Origin of the sequence: Paracoccus sp. N5, from assembly GCF_000371965.1 — a bacterium.
Classification (GTDB): Bacteria; Pseudomonadota; Alphaproteobacteria; order Rhodobacterales; family Rhodobacteraceae; genus Paracoccus.
Genome location: NZ_AQUO01000001.1, coordinates 540,248 through 558,839 on the forward strand (window position 1 = coordinate 540,248; position 18,592 = coordinate 558,839).

Here is an 18,592-nt window from a genome sequence, read left to right on the forward strand (position 1 = left end):
GTGGCGGACGGGTATCACCACAAGGCGATTCACCCCGTGGTTGCGGCGCAGATTAAGCCATGTTTTCCAATGCGCAACCGCTTTCGCGCCCCGGCCGCTTCAGCCGATGGCGCGGTTGCGCGTCTCGGTGCGAATGAAGAGCGTGGCGAGGGCGGCCAGCAGCAGCAGCGCCGCAAAGACCCCGATGGCCAAGCCGAAGCCGCGCGCCACCACATAGCCCATCAGCGAAGGCGCCAGCAGCCCGCCCAGCCGCGCCACCGCGCTGGCCGTGCCCATGCCGGTGCCGCGCAGTCCGGTCGGGTAAAGCTCGGGCGTGAAGGCATAAAGCGCCCCCCAGGTGCCCAGCAGCGCAAAGCTCATCATCAGCAGCGACCCCGCGACCAGCCAGGGGCTGGCGGCGATGGTGAACAGGAAGCAGCCGGCGGCGCTGAGCAGCAGGAACACCTGCAGCGTCGGCTTGCGGCCCCAGGCCTCGACGCCATGCGCGGCAAGGGCATAGCCCGGCAGCTGCGCCAGCGCCATCAGCACCAGGAAGCCATAGCCGCGCACGAAGCCGAAACCGCCCTTGGCCAGTTCCGCCGGCAGCCAGACGAAGACGCCGTAATAGGACAGCGAGACCAGGAACCAGGCGGCGAAGATGCCCAGGCTGCGGTCGCGCAGCTCGGGACCGAACAGCCCCTGCCCCGCGCCCTCGGCCACGGGCGCGGTCAGCGCCACATCGGGCGGCAGCGCGCGGGCGCCATTGGCGGTCAGCACGCGGTCGACCACCTTGTGCGCGCCAGCCTCGTCGCCCCGGCGCAGCAGATACATCGGCGATTCCGGCACCCAGAGCCGCAGCCAGATGCCGATCAGCGCCGGGATCGCCGCGATCGCAAAGATCCAGCGCCAGGGCTCGTCCGCGCCGGCCAGATGCGCGATCCAGGCGGTCAGCGCGATGACGATGGTGCCAAGCGCCCAGAACCCCTCCAGCCAGACCAGCCAGCGGCCGCGATTGCGCGGCGGCAGGAACTCGGCCATCATCGCGTAATCGACCGGCAGCGTGCCGCCCACCGCCATGCCGGTCAGGAAGCGCAGCGCCAGAAGCGACCAGAAATCCGGCGCAAAGACCGAGGCGATGCCGAAGACCGCATCGCAGCTGACCGTCAGCAGCAGCACGTTGCGCCGCCCGATGCGGTCGGCGATGCGGCCGAACAGCGTCGCGCCGACGAACATGCCCAGGAAGAACAGCGTGCCGGTCTGCAAGGCCTCGGGCACCGTCAGCCCGAAGCTCGCCGCAATCCCGGCGGCGGTGAAGCCGATGGCGATGACCTGCATCGCATCCGCCGCCCAGACCAGGCCGAAGATGGCCAGCAATCGCTGCTGGAAGCGGCCGGCGCCGCCTTGCGCCAAGGCCTCGTCGATGGTCAGTTGCATGGCTCGCCTTTCGCTGATGCGTCAGGCGCAGTCTTGCGACCATCGCCGCCATGTCCAGTCCAAACCGCCGTTCCGGCACGAAAAAAGGGCCGCCCCGACAGGCGGCCCCTGCGACCGGCCGGTCAGGCCAGCGCCACCTCGAAACTGGGCAGCCAGCGTTCCAGGACGAAGTCCTGCCCGCCCCAGGTCACGCTGCGGGTCAGCGTGCTGCGGATCAGCCCGCGATGCGCACCATAGCCGCAGCCCGAGGCATCGGTCAGCGTCCGGTAATCGGTGGCGCTGCGCTGCATGGCATAGCGCAGCCCCGTCACCGTGCCCGTCACATCGACGACGATCTCGCCGCCCGACACCGAGGCCGCCGTGATCGCACCGCCGCCGACTGCCTCGAGCCCCAGGTTCGCCGGATCGCCGCCATAACCGGCATAAAGGCCGCCGACCGTGGTCAGGCTTTCGTCGCCGCGGACCGAGACCGGGATGGTGATCCGGTCGCCCTCCCGCACCGGCGTGCCCGGCAGCAGGTTCCAGGCCCGGCCGGCGGCATCCTCGGCCGCGGCCCAGACCCCGACCTCATAGGCGCGGACATAGTCCGACCACAGCTTGTGCACGCCTTTGCCATCGGCATTGTCGATCTTGTAGGGATAGAGCGGCCCGATCAGCACGCCGCCCTGCTCGCGCACCAGGTCCAGCTGGTCCAGCTTGCAATCGTGCAGGTTGCTGTCCGCGCCGTGCATATAGCCGCCGGTCTGTTGCAGGAACAGCTTCGGTGCTGCCGCCTGCCCGGTCAGCCGCTGGATCTGCCCGTGCCAATCGGCCAGCGTGGCGCGGGCGGCGGCCAGCCACCAGCCGCGCGGCCGGGCCACATCGGCCTCGCCCTGGTTCAGGAACAGGCGCGGCACCCGCACCGCGCTGCCCTGGGCGGCAAAGACCCGTGCGGCCTCGGACAGCCACCATTCGCCGTTCTGCCAGGGCGCCAGCAGCCCCGAGCTGCCGGTCACACCGTCGTCGTCCAGGTTCTCGATCGACTGCCCGCCGGCATCGTGGAACTGGAAGGCAACGCCCTGCGGGGCCAGTCCCTCGCGCAACAGCCCGCAGGCCAGGACCGCGCCCTCGGGGATCGAGGTCTGCACCACCATCGGCCCGGCGCCGCTGGCCTGGACCGAGGTATCATAGCCGTTCAGCAAGGGGTTGGCGACATTGGCCACCGTCACCCCGTCCACGCGCTTCAGCCCGGTCAGCATCAGCGCGCCGGGATTGGCCGCGCCGCCGAAGACATCGCGCCAGCGCCGCCCGTCGGGCGCCAGCTCGGCCCCGAAATTCGCGCCCAGCGACAGCGACTGGCCGCGCGCCATCATCAGATCGACGGTATTGACGGGCGCCGTTACGCCGCCCGAAAATGCGCGATCACCTCCTCGAAGTCCAGCGGGAAGACCCCGCCGACCGGCTTGGCGCAGACCGCGATCTGCTTGACCGTGCCGCGCACATATTGGCCGGTGCGCACCTGGGCATAGTTCACGCCCGGCGTGCCGACCGGGGTTTCGGACAGCATCGTGCCGGCCAGCGTGAAGGCGCGCACGCTCCGCGCAGCATTGTCGATCTCCAGCCCGACGACGAATTCCTGGCCATAGGTCACGCTGCCCAGGGCGATGCTGCGCGCCACCCCGTCGTGATAGCGCGCCTGCAAGGCGCCGTTGTTGTTCTGAATCGCGATGGTCCCGCCCGAGGGGTTCGCCGCCAGGATCTGCGCCACGCCCGAGCCATAGGCGTCCAGCACCGCCCGCACGACGATGAACACCCCGTCGATGTTCGGATTGCTGAGATTGGTCGCCTGCAGGCTGCGGCCGTCGGCAAAGACGATGCCCTCGGCCGCCATGGCGACCGCCGTGCCCGAGGCGGTGGCGGCCAGCGCCCAGCCGCCGTTCCCCTTGTTGGCGAGCCCGGTCACCGCCGCCGCGGTCCCGGTCACGGTCGAACCCGCGTCGAAATAGCCCGCCGCCAGCGTCATGTCCGGCACCACCTGCACCGGAGGCGTCACGATCAGCGAGGCGGTCGTGGCCTCGGCCGCGCCGGCCTCGTTCACCCAGCGCACGCTCAGCGCATATTCCCCGGCCTCGGCCAGTTGCAGCCGCATCTGCGCGTCGACCTGCGCCTTGACGCTGCTGCCGTTCAGCGTCACGTCCCATTCCGCCACCGGCACCGGCGTGCCCGAACCCGCACCGATGTCCAGCGTCACCGTGGCGCCCAGCACCGCCTCGGCCGGCAGCATCGACGGCGGGCGCGTCACGGCGGGCGCCACGCTCGCCCCCTGCCCCTCGACCAGCGTGGCGCCGCGCGCATCCAGCAGCGGCACCGCGCGGTCGGCCAGATAGATCCGCTGCACGCCGCGGAACAGCGCGCCGTTCAGCCCGTTGTGGATCGCCAGCGGCGTATCGCGCGCATCGACCAGCACCAGGTCGCTGTCGCGCTTCTGGCCAAAGGGCAGCGCCTCATAGCCCGCGAAATCCTGCGCGACGATCAGCCGGGTCACGCCGCCCTCCTTCGCCGCCTTCATGTTCTGCGCGCTGGTCCGCTCCAGATCGCCCAGCGTGATGTCCTGGGCCGAGGCGATGAACAGGCCCTTCACCTCGAACACCTTCGAGACATATTGGTTGTAACCCTCGACCGTCCAGCTGGTGCCGGCGGTGTCGCCCTCGGCATTGACCAGCAGCGCCAGCGACCATTCGCCCTGCGCATTCGTGGTCGCCTCGACCCGCTGCGTGACGATTCGCGTGGCCCCGAACACGTCCGATCCGCTCAGCGTGGCGACGATCTTGCCCTGGGAAATCGGGGCGAGGGTGGCATCCATCAGGACACCCCTGACTGTGGCTTTGTTCGGCATGTTGGTCCTCTGCTCATTCCGAAAGGCGCGGCCATTATCCGGGCCTTTTGCGGCAGTTGCCGGGCCGGGCAAAGCAACGCCCCCGCCGCAGCCGAAGCCGGGGCGCCCATCCTTCGCGCGAGCGATACAGTCATAATGCAATTATAGATTGCATTTGTATAAATACCCTAGCAGTCTGCCGTTGACACAACCTTAACGCGAGCACGCTGCGAGGGCCGCATGAGCAAGAAGCAGATTCTGGTCGATCACGCCGATTATCGCATCACCTTGCTGCAAGCCGGCGACCGGCCGGCCCAGCGGGTGATCGTCAGTTTCGGCGGCCAGCCCTCGGACCTGTCGGACGTGGGTTTCGGCAGCAGGTTCGCGCTGGAGAATGGTTGGGACAATGTCTTCGTCGCGCAAAGGCACGGCACGCAATACCAGGGCCTGCCGCTCGAGGCCTTTCGCGACGCCGTGCTGCCGGTGGTTACGGGCCGTGATTGCGTGACCTATGGCGCCAGCCTGGGCGGCTATTGCGCGCTCTATTATGGCGGGGCCATCGACGCCCGGATCCTGGCCGCGGCGCCGATGCTGCCGGCCTGGAAGCCCTTGAAGATCCGCCGCTATGCCGACCTGGCCGTCGCCCACCAACCGCTGTCCGAGACGCCGCGCGCCAGCCGCGCCCCGGTGGTGATCTTCGACCCCGAGCGCGTCCCCGACCAGTTCCTGGTCACGCATATGGTGCAGCCGGCCTATCCGCAGGCGCGGCTGGTCCGCATCCCCTTCGCCGGCCATACCGTGCTGATGACGCTGGCCGAGCTGCGCTGTCTCAAGCCCCTCATCAAGGGCATCGTCGAGCGCGACGAGATCATCGCCTTCGACCCGCCCAGCCCCCGCCACTCGGTCTGGCATGTCGAGAACGCCCGCAAGCAGATGCGCGCCGACCGCGACCGGGCGATCCGCCACCTGCGCGCCAGCCTGGAGATCAAACCGTCGAAACAGGCCTTCAGCATGCTGGCGAGCGCGCTTCTGGGCGAAAGCCGCACCGACGAACTGCGCCGCCTGCTGGCCGAGGGCAGCGCCTCGGGCAACAAGCTGCTGGTGCCTGTCCCGGCCGTGCAGCGCCAGCTGGCCGCCGCCGGGCTGCTGGCCTAGGCCCGGCGCCTGGTCCTGGTGCGAGCCTGCTGGGCCTCGTCCGCCTCCTGCTCGTCGGGTGTCACGAATTCGGCAAAGCCCGTCGCCGTATCGACGAATTTGTCAAAGGTGCACAGCGCCATGCCCTCGGCGCTCAGATAGCCGAAATGCCGCTCGCGCACCCGGCGCACATCGTCCTCCGAGGCCCGCGTCATGCCGCGCTTGCGCAGCGTCTGCGCCTCATGCCGGGGGGTGTCGTTGTCGCCGCGATGGGTGACGATGCAGGGGAAATGCGGATCCGTCACCGAAACTAGGTGCTGCGGAATCTTGTAATGCCCATAGTCGAAGACCGTGCGCGTGCTGTGCCGCACCGCCGCGCCGGCGCTGAAGAAGGGGCTGTACCAGTTGTAGATGCCCTCGGTCGGTCCATCGGTGACGCAATAATACAGCGACGAGAAGCTGACCGCGAAATGCGCGTTGCGCCACAGGCAGGCGGCATGGCGACGCAACCGGCGAATGAAATCCTTGGACACGCAATCGTCGTCGTCCAAGCGGAACTGCACCGTGTCGGGCAGGTTCAGCGCCAGTTCCGGCGCCAGCATGGTGATCGCCTCCGAGACATGCATCGGCGCGACGAAGCGCAGCTCGACCTGCGGCGCCACGGCGCAGATCTGCTCGAGCCGGGTCCGATAAGCCTCGGGCATGCGGTCCGAGGACAGCACCAGGAAGCGGAAGTTCGGATCGGACTGCGCCCGCATCGAGGCCAGCGTGAGATGCTCGAAGGTCGCCAGCCGCGCCTCCATCCGCTCGGCGGCAAACAGCTCGGCGGCCTTATCCTCATAGATCGCCTCGAGCTCGTCGTCGCTCTTGTTGCGATAGGCTTTCCAGTCACCGCGCCCGAGCATGGAAAACCGACACACACCAAGGATCGCGATATCCTGTTCCCGCATCACTCGCTCATCAGCTGAAAATCCTCTTAAGCCTTAGCAGAGAGCTTCGCCCCACGCCACAACCTAAACGATACAGTTTCGTCCGAACTAGCAAGCGCGGGATCTCCGCAACGTGTCATGCAAAAGCCCCGCGACCGGTTCGGGTCGCGGGGCTTTTGGCTGGATCTATGGTGCCGGTGAAGGGACTCGAACCCCCGACCCCATCATTACGAATGACGTGCTCTACCAGCTGAGCTACACCGGCATCTTTGTGCCGCGCCGGATAGCAGGTTCCGTCGCAGGCGAAAAGGGGGGATCAGAGTTTTTTCCCGGCCACCTGCGCGATATTCTCCTCGGGCGGCTCGACATCCGGCCTGACGGGCAGGATGTCGCCCTGGCTCGCGATCACCGGCTTGCGCGGCGCCTCGGGTTCGGGGCGGTGCAAGGGGATCGGCGGCGCCGCGGGCTCGGGTTCCGGCTCGGGATCGGTGACGGTCATCGCGGGCTCGGCCCCGGCCGCGACCAGCGGCGGGCGGCGATAGTCCGATTCGCGCGGCACCATGCCGGGCTGGACATCGGCGACTTCGGGCGGCGGCTCGACCACGACCGACCGGCCGGGATCGGCTGCGGGCGCGGCATCGACCATGCCCGGCGCAGCGGCCGGCGCGGGCGTCGGCACGATGGCTGGCGTCGGCACCGGCGCCTCGGACGCCTTGCCGCCGACCAGCAGCGGCAGCATCTCGGCCCCGCCGGCGGCAGGCGCCGTCCAGACTGCGCTGTCCGGCTCGCGCCAGGTCAGCGTGTCGAAACCGCCGCAGCTGTCGCAGGTCGGCGACCATTCCGCCATGACATTATGGCACTTGTCGCAGACCCATTGCGGCCCGCGGCTGGCGACCAGCGCCCGGGCCAGGATGCCGCGCACCACGGCGTCGTCCGAGCCCTCGCCGCGCTCGACCGCGGCCAGGATCGACAGCGAACGCACCGTCGGGTGCTTCGTCGCCAGGTCGCCCAGCGCCCGGCGGGCACCGGGAAAGTCCTCGGCCGCCAGCAGCAGCTCGGCACGCAAGAGCCGGGTTTCCTCGTGATCCGGGTTCTGCCGCATCAGCTCCTCGAAGCGGCGCAGCCGGGCCGAGGGCTTTTCGTCCGGCACGATCTCGGCAAAGGCGGCGGCGATCGAGGGATGCGGCCGTACGCTCCAGGTCTTTTGCAGCACGCGGCTGGCGTTTCGGGCGTCGTTCTGCGCGATATAGCTGCGCGCAGCCAGCACCGCGGCCGGGATCAGGTCGGGGCTGGCCCGGTTGGCCGAGATCGCGGCCTCGCGCGCGCTGATCGAATTGCCCTCGGCCAGCACCTCGGACGCCTCCTTCAGCGCCAGCACCGCGTCGCGGCGCAGATGCACGTCCTTGGGCAGCTGCCCCTGCTGGCGCTTGTCCTTCAGCACGGCGCGCGCGCCCTTCCAGTCGCCCTCGCGGGTCTGCAGCTGCAGCAGCGTGTCCTGCACCTCGGCATGTTTCGGCTTCAGCGCATAGGCCTTCTCGGCCAGCTTCAGCGCGGTGGCGGTGTCGCCCTCGGCCAGCTTCTGCCGCATCAGCCCGCGCACGCCGACGAAGCGGGTGCGCTGGTCCGACAGCAGGCGGCGATAGATCTCGGCCGCCTTGGCATCGTCGCCGGCGACCTCGGCCGCCTGCGCGGCCAGCAGGTCGGTGACATGCGGCTGGTCCAGCAGCTTCGCGGCCTTGGCGGCCTTGTCCTGCGCCAGCCGCCCCTCGCCCGAGGCGACGGCCAGCATGCCCTCGGACAGCGCCTCATAGCCCTTGCGCTGGCGCGAGCGGGCGAAATAGCGGTTGATCGCCGTCTCGTCGCCCAGCAGGAACCGCACGAAGGCCAGGAACATGCCCAGGATCTTGACCGCGAGCCAGCCCAGCACGACCACGACCAGCACCGCGATCAGCAACTGGACCGGGCCCAGCGTGTATTCGGTGCCGCCATAGACCATGCTCAGACCCTGGCCGCTTTCCGAAAGCTGGATCGCGCCCAGGGTGATCGCCAGGATGATGGCGAAGAAGATCAGTATTTTCAGCGCCGACAGCAGCATGCCAGGGACTCCTTACAAGCTGCCGGCGGCCAGGGCGGCCAGCGCGGCATTGGCTTCGACCCAGACCTGCGCCTTGGCGGTCCAGGCCGACATGGCCTCCTGCCCGGCCTGCGGCAGCGCGGCGATCTCGGCCAGCGCGCCCTTGACGTCGCCGGCCTTCACCGCGGCATCGGCACGCGACAGGATGGCGTCGGGATCGTCGCCGGCGCGCGGCTCGACCGAGCGGGCGCCGGTCTGCACGCGCAGGAAGTCCCCGATCGCCCCCAGCGCGCCGCCATCCTGCGGCACCTGCTTGATCGAGGCGGCCAGACCCTCGCGCGCGGCGGCCGGGAAATCGGCGCGCAGCTGTTCCAGCGTCGGCACGTCGCCGGTCAGCACGGCCGGGGCTTCGATGCCGGCGGCCTGCAGATCGGCCAGCGCCTGGTCGCGGGGCCCGCCGGTTTCGATGGCGGCCTGCAAGGCGGCGGCAGCGGTGGCGGCCTGGGCGCGGCGATTGGCGGCGTCGGCGCTTTCCTGCAAGGCGCTGGCCTGGGATTGCGCGGCGCTGATGCGCTTTTCGGCCTCGGCGGCGGCGCTGGCGATCTGGCCCTGCAGCGCCTCGGCCTGGGCGGCAAAGCCCTGCATGCGCTCGGCCAAGGCCGGGTCGACGGCGCTGCGCGCGGCCAGTTCGTCGATGCGGGCCTGCTGCGCGGCCAGCCGGCCGTTCACGTCGTCGAGCAATTGCTGCAAGCCGGCGCTGTCCTCGCCCGAGACCACCGGGGCCACGGCGGGACGCGCCTCCAGCTCCGAGACGGTCTTTTCCAGCGCCGCGAGCTTCTCGGCCTGCGCCTTCAACGCCTCGGGATCGGGGCCGGCATCGGCCAGGGCCTGGCGGGCGGCATCGGCCCCGGCCTCACCGGCGCGCTTGGCAAAGGCGTCGGCCTGGGCCTGGATCTCGCTGCGCGCAGCTTCGGTCGCGGCATCGCGGGCGGCGGCCAGCGCGGCCTCGTTCGGGGCCTGCCCGGCCGGGGAACGCCAGGCTTCGGGCAGATGCGGGATCGCCGACCAGGTCGCGGCGGCGCCCAGCCCGGCGGCGATCACCCCGCCCAGAAGCGTGGGCATGAAGCCGGCCTTGCGCACCTCGACCACGCGGGTCTCGACGCGGGCCGGCTCGGGTTTCGCGATTTCGGGCCTGGCGGGCGCGGGCTTGGTCGCCGCGGGGGCGGCCGCGGCAGGCGCAGCCTCGGCCGGGCGGGGCTTCGGCGCGGCGCCCCCCGGCCCCTCGCCCGAGCCGACCAGCTTCGATTCGACGGCCGGCTTCGGCTCGGGCTTGGCGGCGGCTGTGGCCTCGCCGGCGCTGACCGGGTGGCTGTCGATCACCGGGCCGGAAACGGCCTTTTTCTTCAAGTCCTTGTCGGGGCTCGCCTTGTTTTCGCTGGAATTGGCATCTGGCTGTTTCACGATCTTCCCCGTTCCCTTCTGCGCCGGAACACGGGCAAGCGACGCTGCCCGGACCCGCTATCATCACTGGCTCCCGCCACAAGTCTAGTGGGCAGCGCGTGGCGCCTCAACCCGCCCTCACATGCTTTGTTCCGCGCCGAGCAGGGTTTCGATGGCCGCAAGCACGCCCCCGGCATCCGGATCGGCCGCCACCGCAACCCGCGCAAAGGGCCCGCGCCAGGCCGCCGCAGCCGCCGCGCTGATCGGCACCAGCCACAGCGCCGCCCGCGCCTCGCCCGCCTGCCCCGCCAGCAGCCGCGCCGAGCGGGGCGAGAACAGCGGCAGGATCACCGGCCCCGGACCCGCCAGCAAGGCCCGCGCCGCCGGGCTCAGCTCCTGCGGCAGCTGGTCATAGACCACGACGCCCGGCACCGGCAAAACCTTGGCGACATGGGCGCCATGCGGATGCAGCCAGCCCGGGCCGAGCCCCTGAAGCATCGGCAGCATGCGCGCGGCATCGCCCGGCCCCTCGGTCACGGCGAAGCCCGCCTCCCGCGCCGCCCGGGCGGTGGCCGGCCCGACGCAGATCGCCGGTCGCCCGCGCCCGGCCCCCGCCGCCGGCACCGCATGGACCGAGGTGAAGACCAGCCCCCTGGCCGCCGCCAGCCGGCCGGCATCATGCGGCACCGGAACGATGCGCAGCACCGGCGAGATCAGCACCGGCAACCCCAGCGGCGCGGCGGCTGCGGCAAAACGCCGCGCCGCCGGCTCGGGCCGGGTCAGAAGCAGCGTGGGCGGCGGTATGGCAGGGGCGGCAAGGGACATGGCATTCGGCCGGGCAAGATGTTACGTCCCCCCTTGCCTATGCCCCGGGCGGCGCAGGAACAAGGACAAGCATGGCACGGATCTTTCTCGGCATCGAAAGCAGCTGCGACGACACCGCCGCCGCCGTGGTGCGCGACGACCGCACCATCCTGGCCTCGGTGGTCGCCGGCCAGACGGCGCTTCATGCCGATTTCGGCGGCGTGGTGCCCGAGATCGCCGCCCGCGCCCATGCCGAAAAGCTGGACGGCTGCGTCGAACAGGCGCTGGCGCAGGCCGGGCTGCGGCTCGACCAGCTGGACGGCATCGCCGTCACCGCCGGGCCGGGGCTGATCGGCGGCGTGCTTGCCGGGGTGATGCTGGCCAAGGGGCTGGCGGCGGGTTCGGGCCTGCCGCTGATCGGGGTGAACCACCTTGCCGGCCATGCGCTGACGCCGCGGCTGACCGACGGCATCGCCTATCCTTACCTCATGCTGCTGGTCTCGGGCGGGCATTGCCAGTTCCTGTGCGTGGACGGGCCGCAGGATTTCACCCGGCTCGGCGGCACCATCGACGACGCCCCGGGCGAGGCTTTCGACAAGGTGGCGAAGCTCCTGGGCCTGCCGCAGCCGGGCGGCCCGGCGGTCGAGGCCGCCGCCACCCAGGGCGACCCGCGCCGCTTTGCCTTTCCGCGGCCGCTGCTGGACCGGCCCGGCTGCGACCTCAGCTTCTCGGGGCTGAAGACCGCCGTGCTGCGCCAGCGCGACACCCTGGTCGCGGCGCAAGGCGGGTTGCACGAACAGGACCGCGCCGACATCTGCGCCGGCTTTCAAGCCGCCGTGGCCGATGTGCTGGCCGAAAAGACCCGCCGGGCGCTGGCGGTCTCGCCCGCGCCGGTGCTGGCAGTGGCAGGCGGCGTTGCCGCGAACCAGACCCTGCGGGCGGCATTGCAGGCCGTGGCGGCAGAGGCGGGCGCGCGCTTCCTGGCCCCGCCGCTGCGGCTTTGCACCGACAATGCCGCGATGATCGCCTGGGCGGGGATCGAGGCGCATGACGCCGGCCAGCGCGACGGCATGGAGCTGGCCGCAAGGCCGCGCTGGCCGCTGGACCGGGCCGCCGCGCCGATGCTCGGCGCCGGCAAGCGGGGGGCCAAGGCATGAGCGTCGCGGTGATCGGCGCGGGCGCCTTCGGCACGGCGCTGGCGGTGGTGCTGGCCGCCAAGGGGCCGGTCACGCTCTGGGGCCGCGACGTGGCCTGGAGCGCGCGCGAGAACCCGCGCCTGCCCGGAATCGCCCTGCCCGACAGCCTGCGCCTGACCGACCGGCTGGCGGATTGCACCGCCGAAACCGTGCTGCTGGCCCTGCCCGCGCAGGTGCTGGGCGGCTTCCTGGCCGCCGAGGCGCCGCGCCTCGACGGCCGCCGCCTGGTCAGCTGCGCCAAGGGCATCGACCTCGCCACCCTGACCGGCCCCTCGGCGCTGATCGCGGCGGCCTGTCCGCGGGCCACCGTCGCGGTGCTGACCGGGCCCAGCTTCGCCGCCGACATCGCCCGCGGCCTGCCGACCGCGCTGACGCTCGCCTGCGCCGACCCGGGCGCGGCCGAGGCGCTGCAACGCCAGCTTTCCACCGGCGCGCTGCGGCTCTATCGCACCACCGATGTCACCGGCGCCGAGCTGGGCGGGGCGCTGAAGAACGTCATCGCCATCGCCGCCGGCGCCGCCATCGGCGCGGGCTATGGCGACAGCGCCCGCGCCAGCGTGGTGACACGCGGCTTTGCCGAGATGACGCGGCTGGCCGCGGCTCTTGGCGCGCGGCCGGAAACGCTGGCCGGCCTCTCGGGTCTGGGCGATCTGGTGCTGACCTGCACCTCGGAACAGTCGCGCAATTTCCGCTATGGCCTGGCGCTGGGGGCGGGCCGCGATTTCGCCGCCGGCACCACGGTCGAGGGCGCCGCCACCGCCCGCGCCGTCGCCGCCCTGGCCCCGAAGCTGGGGGTCGAGCTGCCGGTCTCGCAACTGGTCGCGGGGCTTGCCGAGGGCCGCGTCGCCATGGAACATGCGCTGGATATCTTGCTGAACCGCCCGCTGAAGGAGGAATGATGCCCCTGTTCGCCCTGATCTGCCGCGATGCCCCTGGCATGCTGGAAACCCGCCTTGCCGTGCGCCCGCAGCACCTGGACTGGCTGGGCCAGCGCCCCGGTGTGCAACTGGCCGGCCCCTTCATCGAGAACGGCCAGCCCTGCGGCTCGCTGGTCGTGGTCGAGGGCGAAAGCCTCGACGAGGTGCGCGACTGGGCCGCGCACGACCCCTATGCCGAGGCCGGCGTCTTCGGCGCGGTCGAGGTGGTGGAATGGCGCAAGGTGATCGGCTGATGGCGCATTGGCTGTTCAAGTCCGAGCCCGACGTCTTCAGCTTCGACGACCTGATCGCCAGGGGCGAGCGGGGCGAGCAATGGGACGGCGTGCGCAACTACCAGGCCCGCAACAACATGCGCGCCATGAAGCTGGGCGAGCGCGGCTTCTTCTATCACTCGAACATCGGCAAGGAGGTCGTGGGCATCTGCGAGGTGGTGGCGCTGGCCCATCCCGACTCGACCGCCGACGACCCGAAATGGGAATGCGTGGACGTGAAGGCGGTGGCCCGCGTCCGGCGGCCGGTGACGCTGGACGAGGCCAAGGCCGAGCCGCGGCTGAAGGACATGATCCTGGTCAACAATTCGCGGCTGTCGGTGCAGCCGGTCTCTGATGCGGAATGGGACGTGATCCTGGAGCTGGCGGGCGGCCCGCAGCCGCTGTGACCGGCCCGTCCGGCAATCCCGCAACGCACCAAGGCGCAAAAGCCCAGGAGGGGTGACATGGCACGCGGACCGAAAGTCATCGTGGACCGTCCGACCACGAAACGCATCGGCGCGCTCGGCGCGCTCTGGCCCTTCATCCGGCCCTATCGCGGTCTCCTGGCAGTGGCGGTGCTGGCGCTGGTGGCGACGGCCGGGATCAGCCTGGTCCTGCCGCTGGCGGTGCGCCGCGTGGTCGATGGCTTCGACGCCGGCGCGCATCTGCTGGACCAGTATTTCGGCGCGGCGCTGGCCATCGTCGGGCTGCTCGCGCTGGGGACCGGGCTGCGCTATTACTTCGTCACCCGGCTGGGCGAGCGCGTCGTGGCCGACATCCGCAAGGCGGTGTTCGACCGCGTCATCGCCATGAGCCCGGCCTTCTACGAGCGCGTGCTGACCGGCGAGATCATCAGCCGCATCACCACCGACACCACGCTGATCCAGTCGGTGATCGGCTCCTCGGTCTCGATCGCGCTGCGCAATTTCATGATCCTGGTCGGCGGCATGGCGCTTCTGGTCTGGACCTCGCCCAAGCTCTCGGGGCTGGTCCTGCTTCTGGTGCCGCTGGTGGTGGTGCCGATCGTCGTGCTGGGCCGGCGGCTGCGCAAGCTCTCGCGCGAGAACCAGGACTGGATCGCGCTGTCCTCGGGCGCGGCCTCGGAAAGCCTGCTCTCGGCCCAGACGGTGCAGGCCTTCACCCACGAAGGCCCGACCCGGGCGCGCTTCGACGAGGTGACCGAACGCTCCTATGTCTCGGCGCTGGACCGGGTGCGGACCCGCACGGTGATGACGGTGATCGTGATCTTCCTGATCTTCTCGGGTGTGCTGGGCGTGCTGTGGATCGGCGCGCGCGACGTGCGGACGGACGTGATGACCGTGGGCCAGCTGGTGCAATTCGTCATCTACGCGGTGATGGTCGCCGGCGCCGTCGGCGCGCTGTCGGAAATCTGGGGCGAATTGCAGCGCGCCGCCGGCGCGACCGAGCGGCTGACCGAGCTGCTGACCGCCCAGGACAGCCTGACCGATCCCGTCGCGCCGGTGGCCCTGCCCCGTCCGGTCAAGGGCGCCATCGGCTTTGACGACGTGACCTTCCACTACCCCTCGCGCCCGGACCGCTCGGCGCTCGAGGGCATCACGCTCGACATTGCGCCGGGCGAGACGGTGGCGCTGGTCGGTCCCTCGGGCGCCGGCAAGACCACGGTGATCCAGCTGCTGCTGCGCTTCTGGGATCCCGACGCCGGCACGGTCAGCATCGACGGCATCGACCTGCGCGACATGGCGCGCGCCGATTTCCGCCAGGCCATCGCGCTGGTGCCGCAGGACCCGGTGATCTTTGCCGCCACCGCGCGCGAGAACATCCGCTTCGGCCGTCCCGAGGCCAGCGACGCCGAGGTCGAGGCCGCCGCCCGCGCCGCCCATGCCGACGAATTCCTGGCGCTCCTGCCCGACGGATATGACAGTTATGTCGGCGAGCGCGGGGTGATGCTGTCCGGCGGGCAGAAGCAGCGCATCGCCATCGCCCGCGCCATCCTGCGCGACGCGCCCATCCTGCTTCTGGACGAGGCGACCAGCGCGCTCGACGCCGAATCCGAACGGCTGGTGCAGCAGGCGGTGGATGAACTGGCGCGCACCCGCACCACGATCATCATCGCGCACCGGCTGGCGACGGTGAAGAAGGCTGACCGCATCGTCGTCTTCGACCATGGCCGGATCGTGGCGCAGGGCCGGCACGACACGCTGGTCGCGCAGGGCGGGCTTTACGCCCGGCTGGCGCGGCTGCAATTCACCGAAGGCGCCGAAGAGCCGCCCCCGCTGCCGCCGCAGGGCTGAGCGCCCCCTGGCGGCAGCGCCGGTTCAGCGCGGCGCGCTGTAGACTGCCGCCCAGAACACCGTCTTGCCGTCGCTGCCGACGGCCTTGCCGATGCCGTAATGGCGGACCTGCGGGATCAGGATATTCGCCAGATGCCCGCTGGAGCGGCTCCATTCCTGCAGCACCCGCTCTTGCGTGAAGGGGCCGGCGGCGATGTTCTCGGCCGCGATGCTGGGCCGATAGCCTTCCTTCTTCAGCCGCTGCATCGGCCCCTTCGTGCTGCTGCCGCTATGGGACATCACCCCGCGCCGGGCCATGTCGCAGGCATGGCGGGCGGCGACCTCGGCCAGCTCGGCATTGGCGCGCAGCGGCGCCAGCCCACGCGCCTGGCGCGTGGCATTGGTGGCGGCGGTGGCTGCCTTGTTTTCGCGCACCGACGTCTGGTAGCAGGAAACCGCGCCCTGCCGCGCCAGGTTGAAGGCGACGGATTTGGTCGAGACTCGCACCTGGATCTCGGCCAGGGCCGGCGAGGCGAGCAGGCCCATTAAGGCCATGAAAACCAATGATTTGGCCAATTTGTTCAGCATGAGAACCCCTTGTTTCATGGGGAAAATAGGAAGGACGGTTCAGTTTCACAACTTCCGATTGCTGAAAATTGTATGGAACCGCCGCTTGCGCGGATCGTTGCCGTTGTGATGCAATCCGAGCCAAAGGAGTGGTCATGGCCATTTGGGATTTCGTGAAGGACGCCGGAAAATCGCTGTTCGGCAGCGAGGCCGAGGCGAAAGAGGCTCCGGCACAACCGGCAGGGCAGCCCGCGGCGCAGGCCGCGGAAAGCGACACCGACCGTAAGGTCGCCGCGCTCAAGGCCGAGCTGAAGACGCTTGGCCTGACCGGCAAGGATGTCCACCTGAAGCTGCGCGGCGATACCGTGGTGATCTCGGGCCAGGCCCGCGACCAGGAAACGCTGGAAAAGCTGATCCTCGCCGTCGGCAACATCAAGGGCATCGCCCATGTCGAGCTGGAGGGCGCCAGCACCGAAACCCCCGCGCCCGCCGGCGCCAAGCCCGTGTTCCATACCGTGCAAAAGGGCGAGACGCTTTCCGCCATTGCGCAGAAATATCTTGGCAAGGCCGGCCGTTACCAGGAAATCTTCGAGGCCAACAAGCCGATGCTGACCGACCCGGACAAGATCTATCCCGGCCAGACGCTGCGCATTCCGCAGGCCTGACGCGGCGTCTCTGACGCTGCGTTTCCACGCGCCGCGGGCAAGGCCCGACTTGCCCCGGCGCCGCTTTTCGGACCATTCTTTCCAAGGCGGGGCCAAGGCGCGCCCCGGAGGGAATTTCTGGGAGGATTCAATGGTCAGGTTCGCGAACGTCGCAGACCGCAACGCGGTCGAGGCGGAAATGCCCTATGCGCAGCGGCAGCTGCCCGCGACGATCCATCAGGCCCTGACGCTGACCCGCGACCGCCATCCCCAGCGCCCGGCGATCAGCTTCCAGCTTTTCTCGGACCCCAGGGCGCCGGCGCGCAGCCTGACCTGGTCCGACCTGCACGAGCGGGTGACCGAGACTGCGAACCTGTTCCACAGCCTGGGCATCGGCCCGCGCGATGTCGTGGCCTATCTGCTGCCGAACTGCCTCGAGGCGCCGATCGTGCTGCTGGCGGGCGCCACCGCCGGCATTGTGAACCCGATCAACCCGCTTCTCGACCCCGAGCAGATTGCGGCCATCCTGCGCGAAACCGGCGCCAAGGTTCTGGTGACGCTGAAGAGTTTCCCGAAGACCGATATCGCGCAAAAGGCCGCGGCGGCCGTGTCGCAGGCCCCCGGCGTCCAGACCGTGCTCGAGGTCGACCTGCGCGGCTACCTGACCGGGGTGAAGCGCCTGCTGGTGCCGCTGATGCGGCCCAAGGTGCCGACCCGCCACCACGCCCGGGTGCTGGATTTCGAGGCCGCCGCCAGCGCCCAGCGCCACGACCGGCTGCTGTTCGACCCGGCGCCCGAAGACCGCGTCGCCGCCTATTTCCACACCGGCGGCACCACCGGCACGCCCAAAGTGGCGCAGCACAAGCTGTCGGGCATGATCTACAACGGCTGGCTGGGCGCCGAATTGCTGTTCAACGAACGCGACGTGCTGATGTGCCCGCTGCCGATGTTCCACGTCTTCGCCGCCTACCCGATCCTGATGTCCTGCCTGATGTCGGGGGCGCAGCTGGTCATGCCGACCCCCGCCGGCTATCGCGGCGAGGGCGTCTTCGACAATTTCTGGAAGCTGATCGAGCGCTGGCAGGCCACCTTCCTGATCACCGTCCCGACCGCCATCGCCGCGCTGATGCAGCGGCCGGTCGATGCGGATGTCTCCTCGCTGCGCACGGCGATCTCGGGCTCGGCGCCGCTGCCGATGGAGCTTTACAACCGCTTCCGCTCGGCCACCGGCGTCGAGATCGCCGAGGGCTACGGCCTGACCGAAGCGACCTGCCTGGTGTCGGTGAACCCGGTGGACGGGCTGAAGAAGGTCGGCTCGGTCGGCATCCCGCTGCCCTATACCCATGTCCGCATCCTGCGCCGCGTCGACGGCACCTTCCAGGAATGCGCCGTGGACGAGATCGGCGAGATCTGCGTCGCCAACCCCGGCGTCTACGAGGGCTCGACCTATACCGAGGCCGACAAGAACCACGACCTTTTCGCCGAGGACCGCTTCCTGCGCACCGGCGACCTGGGCCGGCTGGACGCGGACGGCTATCTGTGGATCACCGGCCGGGCCAAGGACCTGGTCATCCGCGGCGGCCACAACATCGACCCGGCGATGATCGAGGATGCGCTGCTGTCGCATCCGGCCGTCGCCTTCGCCGGCGCCATCGGCCAGCCCGACGCCTTCGCGGGCGAACTGCCCTGCGCCTATGTCGAGCTGGTCGCGGGCGCCGAGGTCTCGGTCGAGGCGCTGATGGAGCATGCCCGCGAGCACATTCCCGAACGCGCGGCGGTGCCGAAATATATCGAGGTGCTGCCCGAGTTGCCGAAGACGGCGGTGGGCAAGATCTTCAAGCCCGACCTGCGCAAGCTGGCGATCAAGCGCGTTTATGACGAGGCCATGGCCGAGGCCGGGCTGCCGGTCACGGTGGCCGAGGTGGTCGAGGACAAGAAGCGCGGGCTGGTGGCAAGGCTGAAGCGCAAGGGCACGGTGGACGAAAAGGCGCTGTCGGATTGCCTGGGGCAATTCACCCGGCCTTGGGAATGGGGGTGAGGAATCTTTCTAGGTCGTGTTGACAAAAGGGATTCCTCTGGCAGTCGTCCTATGATTC

General features: G+C 70.0%; 16 protein-coding genes and 1 tRNA gene. 8 read left to right on the forward strand and 9 right to left on the reverse strand.

Annotated elements, in window-relative coordinates:
- Window positions 1–99: 99 nt before the first annotated feature.
- The 3 genes from PARN5_RS0102745 to PARN5_RS24460 all read right to left on the reverse strand — a co-directional run bounded on the left by PARN5_RS0102745 (window position 100) and on the right by PARN5_RS24460 (window position 4,255).
- The gene (locus PARN5_RS0102745; RefSeq protein ID WP_017998267.1) at window positions 100–1,413 is read right to left on the reverse strand and encodes an MFS transporter; all 1,314 of its coding nucleotides are present in this window, start codon (window positions 1,411–1,413) and stop codon (window positions 100–102) included.
- 122 nt (window positions 1,414–1,535) lie between these two features.
- Window positions 1,536–2,765, reverse strand: a complete 1,230-nt coding sequence (locus PARN5_RS0102750) for a hypothetical protein (RefSeq protein WP_017998268.1) — start codon at window positions 2,763–2,765, stop codon at window positions 1,536–1,538.
- Window positions 2,766–2,791: 26 nt separating this feature from the next.
- Window positions 2,792–4,255: a hypothetical protein gene (locus PARN5_RS24460; RefSeq protein WP_017998269.1), complete on the reverse strand. Its 1,464-nt coding sequence runs from the start codon at window positions 4,253–4,255 to the stop codon at window positions 2,792–2,794.
- 252 nt (window positions 4,256–4,507) lie between these two features.
- Between PARN5_RS24460 and PARN5_RS0102760 the strand changes: the two genes are divergently transcribed.
- Window positions 4,508–5,422, forward strand: a complete 915-nt coding sequence (locus tag PARN5_RS0102760) for a hypothetical protein (protein ID WP_017998270.1) — start codon at window positions 4,508–4,510, stop codon at window positions 5,420–5,422.
- Here the strand turns inward: PARN5_RS0102760 and PARN5_RS0102765 are convergent.
- The 5 genes from PARN5_RS0102765 to PARN5_RS0102785 form a co-directional block, all read right to left on the reverse strand.
- Window positions 5,419–6,351, reverse strand: coding sequence for a glycosyltransferase (locus PARN5_RS0102765; RefSeq protein WP_081614911.1), 933 nt, complete (start codon window positions 6,349–6,351; stop codon window positions 5,419–5,421). The two genes, PARN5_RS0102760 and PARN5_RS0102765, sit on opposite strands and share 4 nt — an antisense overlap.
- Window positions 6,352–6,519: 168 nt before the next feature.
- Window positions 6,520–6,595: transfer RNA gene (locus PARN5_RS0102770), tRNA-Thr, on the reverse strand.
- A gap of 51 nt (window positions 6,596–6,646) precedes the next feature.
- Window positions 6,647–8,425: a heme biosynthesis HemY N-terminal domain-containing protein gene (locus tag PARN5_RS0102775; protein ID WP_017998272.1), complete on the reverse strand. Its 1,779-nt coding sequence runs from the start codon at window positions 8,423–8,425 to the stop codon at window positions 6,647–6,649.
- Window positions 8,426–8,437: 12 nt separating this feature from the next.
- The gene (locus PARN5_RS0102780; protein WP_017998273.1) at window positions 8,438–9,865 is read right to left on the reverse strand and encodes a hypothetical protein; all 1,428 of its coding nucleotides are present in this window, start codon (window positions 9,863–9,865) and stop codon (window positions 8,438–8,440) included.
- A gap of 117 nt (window positions 9,866–9,982) precedes the next feature.
- Window positions 9,983–10,669 carry a uroporphyrinogen-III synthase gene (locus tag PARN5_RS0102785; protein ID WP_017998274.1) on the reverse strand — a complete coding sequence of 229 codons (687 nt, stop codon included), beginning with the start codon at window positions 10,667–10,669 and terminating at the stop codon, window positions 9,983–9,985.
- A 71-nt stretch (window positions 10,670–10,740) separates the two neighbouring features.
- Here PARN5_RS0102785 and tsaD point away from each other — a divergent pair, with 71 nt between their 5' ends.
- Genes tsaD through PARN5_RS0102810 form a run of 5 tightly spaced genes read left to right on the forward strand, consistent with a single transcriptional unit; the run spans window position 10,741 to window position 15,306 of the window.
- Window positions 10,741–11,805 (forward strand): tRNA (adenosine(37)-N6)-threonylcarbamoyltransferase complex transferase subunit TsaD, encoded by a 1,065-nt coding sequence (gene tsaD, locus PARN5_RS0102790; protein WP_017998275.1) that lies wholly within the window; start codon window positions 10,741–10,743, stop codon window positions 11,803–11,805.
- Window positions 11,802–12,743: an NAD(P)H-dependent glycerol-3-phosphate dehydrogenase gene (locus tag PARN5_RS0102795; protein ID WP_017998276.1), complete on the forward strand. Its 942-nt coding sequence runs from the start codon at window positions 11,802–11,804 to the stop codon at window positions 12,741–12,743. Before tsaD ends, PARN5_RS0102795 begins: the two co-directional genes overlap by 4 nt.
- Window positions 12,743–13,015: a YciI family protein gene (locus PARN5_RS0102800; protein ID WP_026155130.1), complete on the forward strand. Its 273-nt coding sequence runs from the start codon at window positions 12,743–12,745 to the stop codon at window positions 13,013–13,015. Before PARN5_RS0102795 ends, PARN5_RS0102800 begins: the two co-directional genes overlap by 1 nt.
- Window positions 13,015–13,440 (forward strand): EVE domain-containing protein, encoded by a 426-nt coding sequence (locus PARN5_RS0102805; protein ID WP_017998278.1) that lies wholly within the window; start codon window positions 13,015–13,017, stop codon window positions 13,438–13,440. Before PARN5_RS0102800 ends, PARN5_RS0102805 begins: the two co-directional genes overlap by 1 nt.
- A gap of 57 nt (window positions 13,441–13,497) precedes the next feature.
- Entirely contained in the window at window positions 13,498–15,306 is a 1,809-nt protein-coding gene (locus PARN5_RS0102810) for an ABC transporter transmembrane domain-containing protein (protein WP_017998279.1), read from the forward strand.
- A gap of 24 nt (window positions 15,307–15,330) precedes the next feature.
- Here the strand turns inward: PARN5_RS0102810 and PARN5_RS0102815 are convergent, their stop codons facing one another.
- Window positions 15,331–15,873: a CAP domain-containing protein gene (locus PARN5_RS0102815; RefSeq protein WP_232419290.1), complete on the reverse strand. Its 543-nt coding sequence runs from the start codon at window positions 15,871–15,873 to the stop codon at window positions 15,331–15,333.
- Between the two features lie 134 nt (window positions 15,874–16,007).
- On the opposite strand from PARN5_RS0102815, the gene lysM reads away from it, so the two are divergent.
- Together lysM and PARN5_RS0102825 are read left to right on the forward strand one after the other, a co-directional pair.
- Window positions 16,008–16,517: a peptidoglycan-binding protein LysM gene (lysM, locus tag PARN5_RS0102820; RefSeq protein WP_017998280.1), complete on the forward strand. Its 510-nt coding sequence runs from the start codon at window positions 16,008–16,010 to the stop codon at window positions 16,515–16,517.
- A gap of 130 nt (window positions 16,518–16,647) precedes the next feature.
- Window positions 16,648–18,534 (forward strand): acyl-CoA synthetase, encoded by a 1,887-nt coding sequence (locus tag PARN5_RS0102825; RefSeq protein WP_017998281.1) that lies wholly within the window; start codon window positions 16,648–16,650, stop codon window positions 18,532–18,534.
- Window positions 18,535–18,592 lie beyond the last annotated feature (58 nt).